The sequence below is a fragment of the Limosilactobacillus galli genome (assembly GCF_947381495.1).
Lineage (GTDB): Bacteria > Bacillota > Bacilli > Lactobacillales > Lactobacillaceae > Limosilactobacillus > Limosilactobacillus galli.
Map to the genome: position 1 here is coordinate 1 of NZ_CANCWK010000070.1, position 4721 is coordinate 4721.

The window sequence follows — 4721 nt, forward strand, 5'->3', positions numbered from 1 at the left end:
CGCAGCAGAATATTGCTTTGGCAAGGCCAGCTAATTTTCATTATTTAAAGTGTCAACTTGACAGGGCACAGGACCGCGAGTTTGGCGGTTCACGTCTTTATTTTGAATTATACTCATGCCGTTATCTGCTGCCAGAAGCGTGGACAGGCGCGAACAAAGCGGTAGATCCCGTATAGCAGGAGCAGGGTCATTCCGGTAAGTGAAACAGCCAGCATGACCTTGAACCAGCCGGCCATCCGGAAGTAGAGGGTGGCAGTGTTTTTACCCTGACGCTGGTGAACGTAAGGGGCCCCAATCGAGGACCGTTGGTAGTGCTTCAGCCGCTTGCCGTTGACGGTCAGCTGCGATTCGTGGTAGGTAATGATCGGCAGCCGCACCTTCTTCGCCTGGCTAGCATTCCAGGTCAGCTGCAGACCACCATGCGGCAGGACCGTGTGCTGGTATTCCTGCGCATGATTGATGATCTGGTCCTGGTAGGCAAAGGAACGGATATATTTCTTATTGATGTACTTCTTTGGGATCGGTAGGTAGTCCGGACTTCGCTTCTCAACCATCGTCAACAGCTGGCCTGGATAGAGATCGTGGACGGACCGCCGGAGTTTAACCCGGTTGTCAGTGACCCAGGCAATAGCACTGGAGGTGTTGAGGACGTCAGTGGACTGGTAACGAGCCGTCCGTTGGAAAACGTCGATGGTGTTCGGTACGAAGACCTGGGTGACAACGAAGAGCAGGGCGCCGATGGTGAGGTTGCGGCGCAGGTACAGGGCCGGCTCGTGGTCATGCTGGACAAAGGCGGTGGCCGAGATGGCGACCCCGAGGAGAAGCAGGGGGTAGGCGATGATCGTCAGCCGGTTGGGAAACTGCAGATTATGTTGAAGGCTCGGAATGGCGACCGCCAGTTTCTCCCAGGGCGTCCAGATTGAACTGAACATCAAGACGATCGCCCCCATGATAGTGACCGTCGTGTTGACCAAAGACCGCTTCAAATGACAGCAAACGTAGACAAACTGCAGGACGAAGAGGATCCAGCAGAAGTAGATCAGGTAGGCCCGGGTACTGCTGAACCGAGATGGTACCAGCGAGTTCTTGAGCATGTTGAAGGACGCCGGGGTAGCGATGTTGTTATGCAGGTTGAGCATCAGCAACGCTCCCCAGACATTGGCCGTCAGGATGGCGGTTCCAATACCAGCCAGGGTGGTTTCGCCAATCATGTGCCACCGGCGACCGGTGCGGATCAGGCCGATGATGAAGAACGGAATCAAGGTGGCCACGAAGAAGAGCGAACTCAGCAGGTGGATCTGAATAACGATGGTCATCAGCGTCATCAACGGCAGCCAGTGCACGGGGCGCTGACGGTCCTGGAGCATCGTCAGTCCGCACATCAGCATGTAGGGAGCCAGCATCGCACCCCAGGCATTCATGTTCTGGGCGAGTTCCCAGCGGGGGAGCCAACCGATGTTCATGAAGATCAGACTGACTAGGAGGGCAAAGCGTCGGGAGCTATGCGCCTTGATCGCCAGCAGGTACATCCCGATTCCCCCGCCGATGTAGACGATCAGGTTGGTGATGATCTCATAGCGGAACCAGGTACCCAGGATGCCAATCAGGGCTCCGTTGAGGTAGGCAAACAACGGTCCGTAGACGGCGTTGATCACCCGGCCGCTCTGCTGGAAGCAGTAGTTGCTCTGGAAGTAGCTGAAGTTGAACTGCTGGATCTGCTTGGCCGCGTCATAGAAACGGTTAAAGTGGAAGATCGAGTCGGTTCCCAGGATTACCCCATGGGAGATGAGCTGGGGATACATAACGATGTAGGCCATCGCACAGATTGCAAGGTAGGGCAATGACCAGTTTATGAGATGGTATACTTTTCTTTTCATACTTTGTTCCTATAATTAATAAAAATTAGTCAATCTACACAATTATAGACTATTTTCACTATTGCGACATTCAAATGGAACAAATCCTCTGAGATGTCGAATCATGGACGGCGAAGATGACGGCGGGTGTACAATAAAAGACATCTTTATGAGAAAGAGATGAGTTAAATACATGTTTTCGATTTTTCTGTCGGCCGTTTCGGGTGTCCTGATCATCCTGGTGATGGTCGTCGTCGGTTTCGTGATGAATGAACGCGGCTGGTTCAATCCCCAGTCCCCGCGGATCATCTCACGAATCGTCACTGAGGTTGCCCTGCCTTGTTACATGGTGACGACTATCATGCACGATTTCTCAGCCGGCGAACTGAAGACCTTGCTGCCGGACCTGCGTTACCCGGTCCTGTCGATGATTATCCTCTTCGCCTTGTCGTTTGCGGTGGCCCGGGTGATCGGGATCAAGCGGGCCCATATCGGCCTCTTTTCGTCGATGTTCTTCAATTCCAACACGGTCTTCATCGGCCTGCCAATCAACCTGGCCCTCTTCGGCAACGCCTCGATCCCGTATGTCCTGGTTTACTATATGGCCAATACGACTTTCTTCTGGACCCTTGGAGTTTGGCTAATCCAGAAGGACGGCCTGCACGAGGCTAAGATCGACGTCAAGACGGCCCTGAAGAAGATCTTTTCACCGCCATTGCTCGGCTTTATTCTGGGGGTCATCCTGGTTATGCTGCATGTCCACCTGCCGAAGTTTGTGATGGCTGATCTTTCATACATCGGCGGGCTGACCATTCCGCTGTCGATGATCTTCATCGGAATCGCCATCTCCAATGCGGGCCTGAGCCGGGTCCGGCTGACGCGGGATGCCTGGGGGATCCTGCTGGGCCGCTTCCTTTTTGCTCCGGTCCTGATGGCGATCTTGGTCCTGCCCAGCAGTATGCCGCCATTGATGAAGCAGGTCTTTATCCTGCAGGCCGCGATGCCGGTGATGACTAACGCCCCAGTTGTCTCAAAGCTCTACCACGCGGATGCGGACTATGCGGCGATCATGGTGACCGAGACGACTGTCTTGAGTGTGATCGTGATCCCAATCCTGATGGTCCTCATTAAGACCCTGCTCTAGCACTGTTAAATAGTGCACAATTGCGCTATGATTAATGGTGGCAAAGGAGTGAAAGTGTATGGTAGATTTAGTAATTGTTCGGCATGGTCAAAGCCAAGCCAACCGGGATAACATCTTTACAGGATGGACGGATGTACCGCTGACCCCTGAAGGTATCCAGCAGGGGATCGCAGTTGGCAAGGAATTGAAGCAGCTTGGTATTCAGTTCAGTGATGCTCACACCTCTTACATGGAGCGGGCAATTATGACTACCAACCTGGTCCTTGACGAGATTGACCAGCTTTACATTCCCGTTCACAAGACCTGGCGCCTGAATGAACGGCACTACGGCGCACTGAGCGGCCGGAACAAGGCCCAGGTCAAGGAAGAGGTCGGGGCCGATCAGCTTCACCGTTGGCGGCGGGGCTTTCGTGACCTGCCGCCGCAGTTGGAACACCGCCAGCATGAGCGCCGTTATGACCGCTTGGGGGTCAAGATGCCGCTGAGTGAGAGCTTGGCAATGACTCAGAAGCGCCTGCTGCCATACTGGCAAGACCAGATTGCGCCGCGCCTGCTGGACGGCAAGAACCAGCTGATCGTGGCCCACGGCAGTTCGCTGCGGGCCCTGATCAAGTACCTCGATCAGATCCCGGACGACAAGATCGACCAGGTTGAGGTGCCGAATGGCAAGCCGATCTGGTACCGCTTCGACGACCGGCTGAACATCGTCAAGAAGACCTTTATAACAATGGATGGTGAATAATAAATGATTCATGAGCTGCAAAACAACCCTAACCTGACTGGTCAGGTCCGCCTGATCGAGAACATCACCTATGCTGCCGTGGCCGGGCGCCCGCTCAAGATGCAGATCTTGGCACCGTGGACGCAGCGCTACCCAAAGCAGTACCATACAGATCCCCGGCCGCTGATCGTCTTCGTTCAGGGTAGTTCCTGGCGGACGGGCAAGATGGGGGAGGAGATTCCCCAACTGGTCCAGTTCGTCAAGCACGGCTACGTGGTTGTGACGGTTCAGCACCGCAGCGCCGTCGACGGTTTTGCGTTCCCGGCCTTTTTGAAGGATGTGAAGACCGCGATCCGTTTTCTGCGGCACAAAGCGGCCAAGTATGCGATCGATCCGCACCGGGTGGCCATCTGGGGAACGTCATCCGGGGCCAACGCTGCCATGCTAGTGGGGCTGACCGGGGATGATCCGCGTTACCGGACCCATTTGTATGCTCATGAGTCTGACCGGGTCGATGCAGTGATTTCCTGCTTTGCCCCGATGGACGTCGCCGATACCTTCGAGGCGTCTGCCAAGATTCCCGGCAACAAGCTCCTACAACTTTGTTTGTTCGGCCCTAACACCGCCAAATGGCCGGAGTTAAAGGCAGCGATGAGTCCGCTGGATGTTGCCAAGCCGGGGCAGGATTACCCGCCGTTCTTGCTGCTGCACGGGGATGCCGACCAGGTAGTGCCTTACCATCAGATGGTTGACATGTACGACAAGCTGGATCAAGACGGGTACGATGTGACGGCCTACCGGGTGAAGGGGGCCAACCACGAGCGCGACTTCTGGAGCCAGCCGGTCTATGATGTTATCCGTGATTTCATCGATCAAAAAGTGAAGTAAACAAAAAAGATACCGGATTTCCGGTATCTTTTTTGTTTGCAGTGCGCCCGGCATGGGTATTAGCTAGGCGGTGAAAGTCCGCTATGGGCCGTAGTAGTCGGAACCATGAGCT

4 protein-coding genes are annotated in these 4721 nt (G+C 54.8%); 3 read left to right on the forward strand and 1 reads right to left on the reverse strand.

Annotated features, from left to right (window positions below; genetic code table 11):
- Nucleotides 1-113: 113 nt before the first annotated feature.
- On the reverse strand, nt 114-1841 hold the full coding sequence (locus tag QOS10_RS08985) for a cell division protein (protein ID WP_283595144.1): 1728 nt from the start codon (nt 1839-1841) through the stop codon (nt 114-116).
- A gap of 208 nt (nt 1842-2049) precedes the next feature.
- Here QOS10_RS08985 and QOS10_RS08990 point away from each other — a divergent pair, with 208 nt between their 5' ends.
- The 3 genes from QOS10_RS08990 to QOS10_RS09000 are packed head-to-tail and all read left to right on the forward strand — an operon-like array spanning nt 2050 to nt 4609.
- The gene (locus QOS10_RS08990; RefSeq protein WP_283595145.1) at nt 2050-3000 is read left to right on the forward strand and encodes an AEC family transporter; all 951 of its coding nucleotides are present in this window, start codon (nt 2050-2052) and stop codon (nt 2998-3000) included.
- Nucleotides 3001-3058: 58 nt separating this feature from the next.
- Nucleotides 3059-3742, forward strand: a complete 684-nt coding sequence (locus tag QOS10_RS08995; RefSeq protein WP_283595146.1) for a 2,3-bisphosphoglycerate-dependent phosphoglycerate mutase — start codon at nt 3059-3061, stop codon at nt 3740-3742.
- Nucleotides 3743-3745: 3 nt separating this feature from the next.
- Nucleotides 3746-4609: an alpha/beta hydrolase gene (locus QOS10_RS09000; RefSeq protein WP_283595147.1), complete on the forward strand. Its 864-nt coding sequence runs from the start codon at nt 3746-3748 to the stop codon at nt 4607-4609.
- Nucleotides 4610-4721: the final 112 nt, after the last annotated feature.

What these genes read in the sequence shown, in the direction of transcription:
- QOS10_RS08990 (WP_283595145.1), top strand. Translation starts at nt 2,050, where the DNA reads ATGTTTTCGATTTTTCTGTCGGCCGTTTCGGGTGTCCTGATCATCCTG.
- QOS10_RS08995 (WP_283595146.1), top strand. Translation starts at nt 3,059, where the DNA reads ATGGTAGATTTAGTAATTGTTCGGCATGGTCAAAGCCAAGCCAACCGG.
- QOS10_RS09000 (WP_283595147.1), top strand. Translation starts at nt 3,746, where the DNA reads ATGATTCATGAGCTGCAAAACAACCCTAACCTGACTGGTCAGGTCCGC.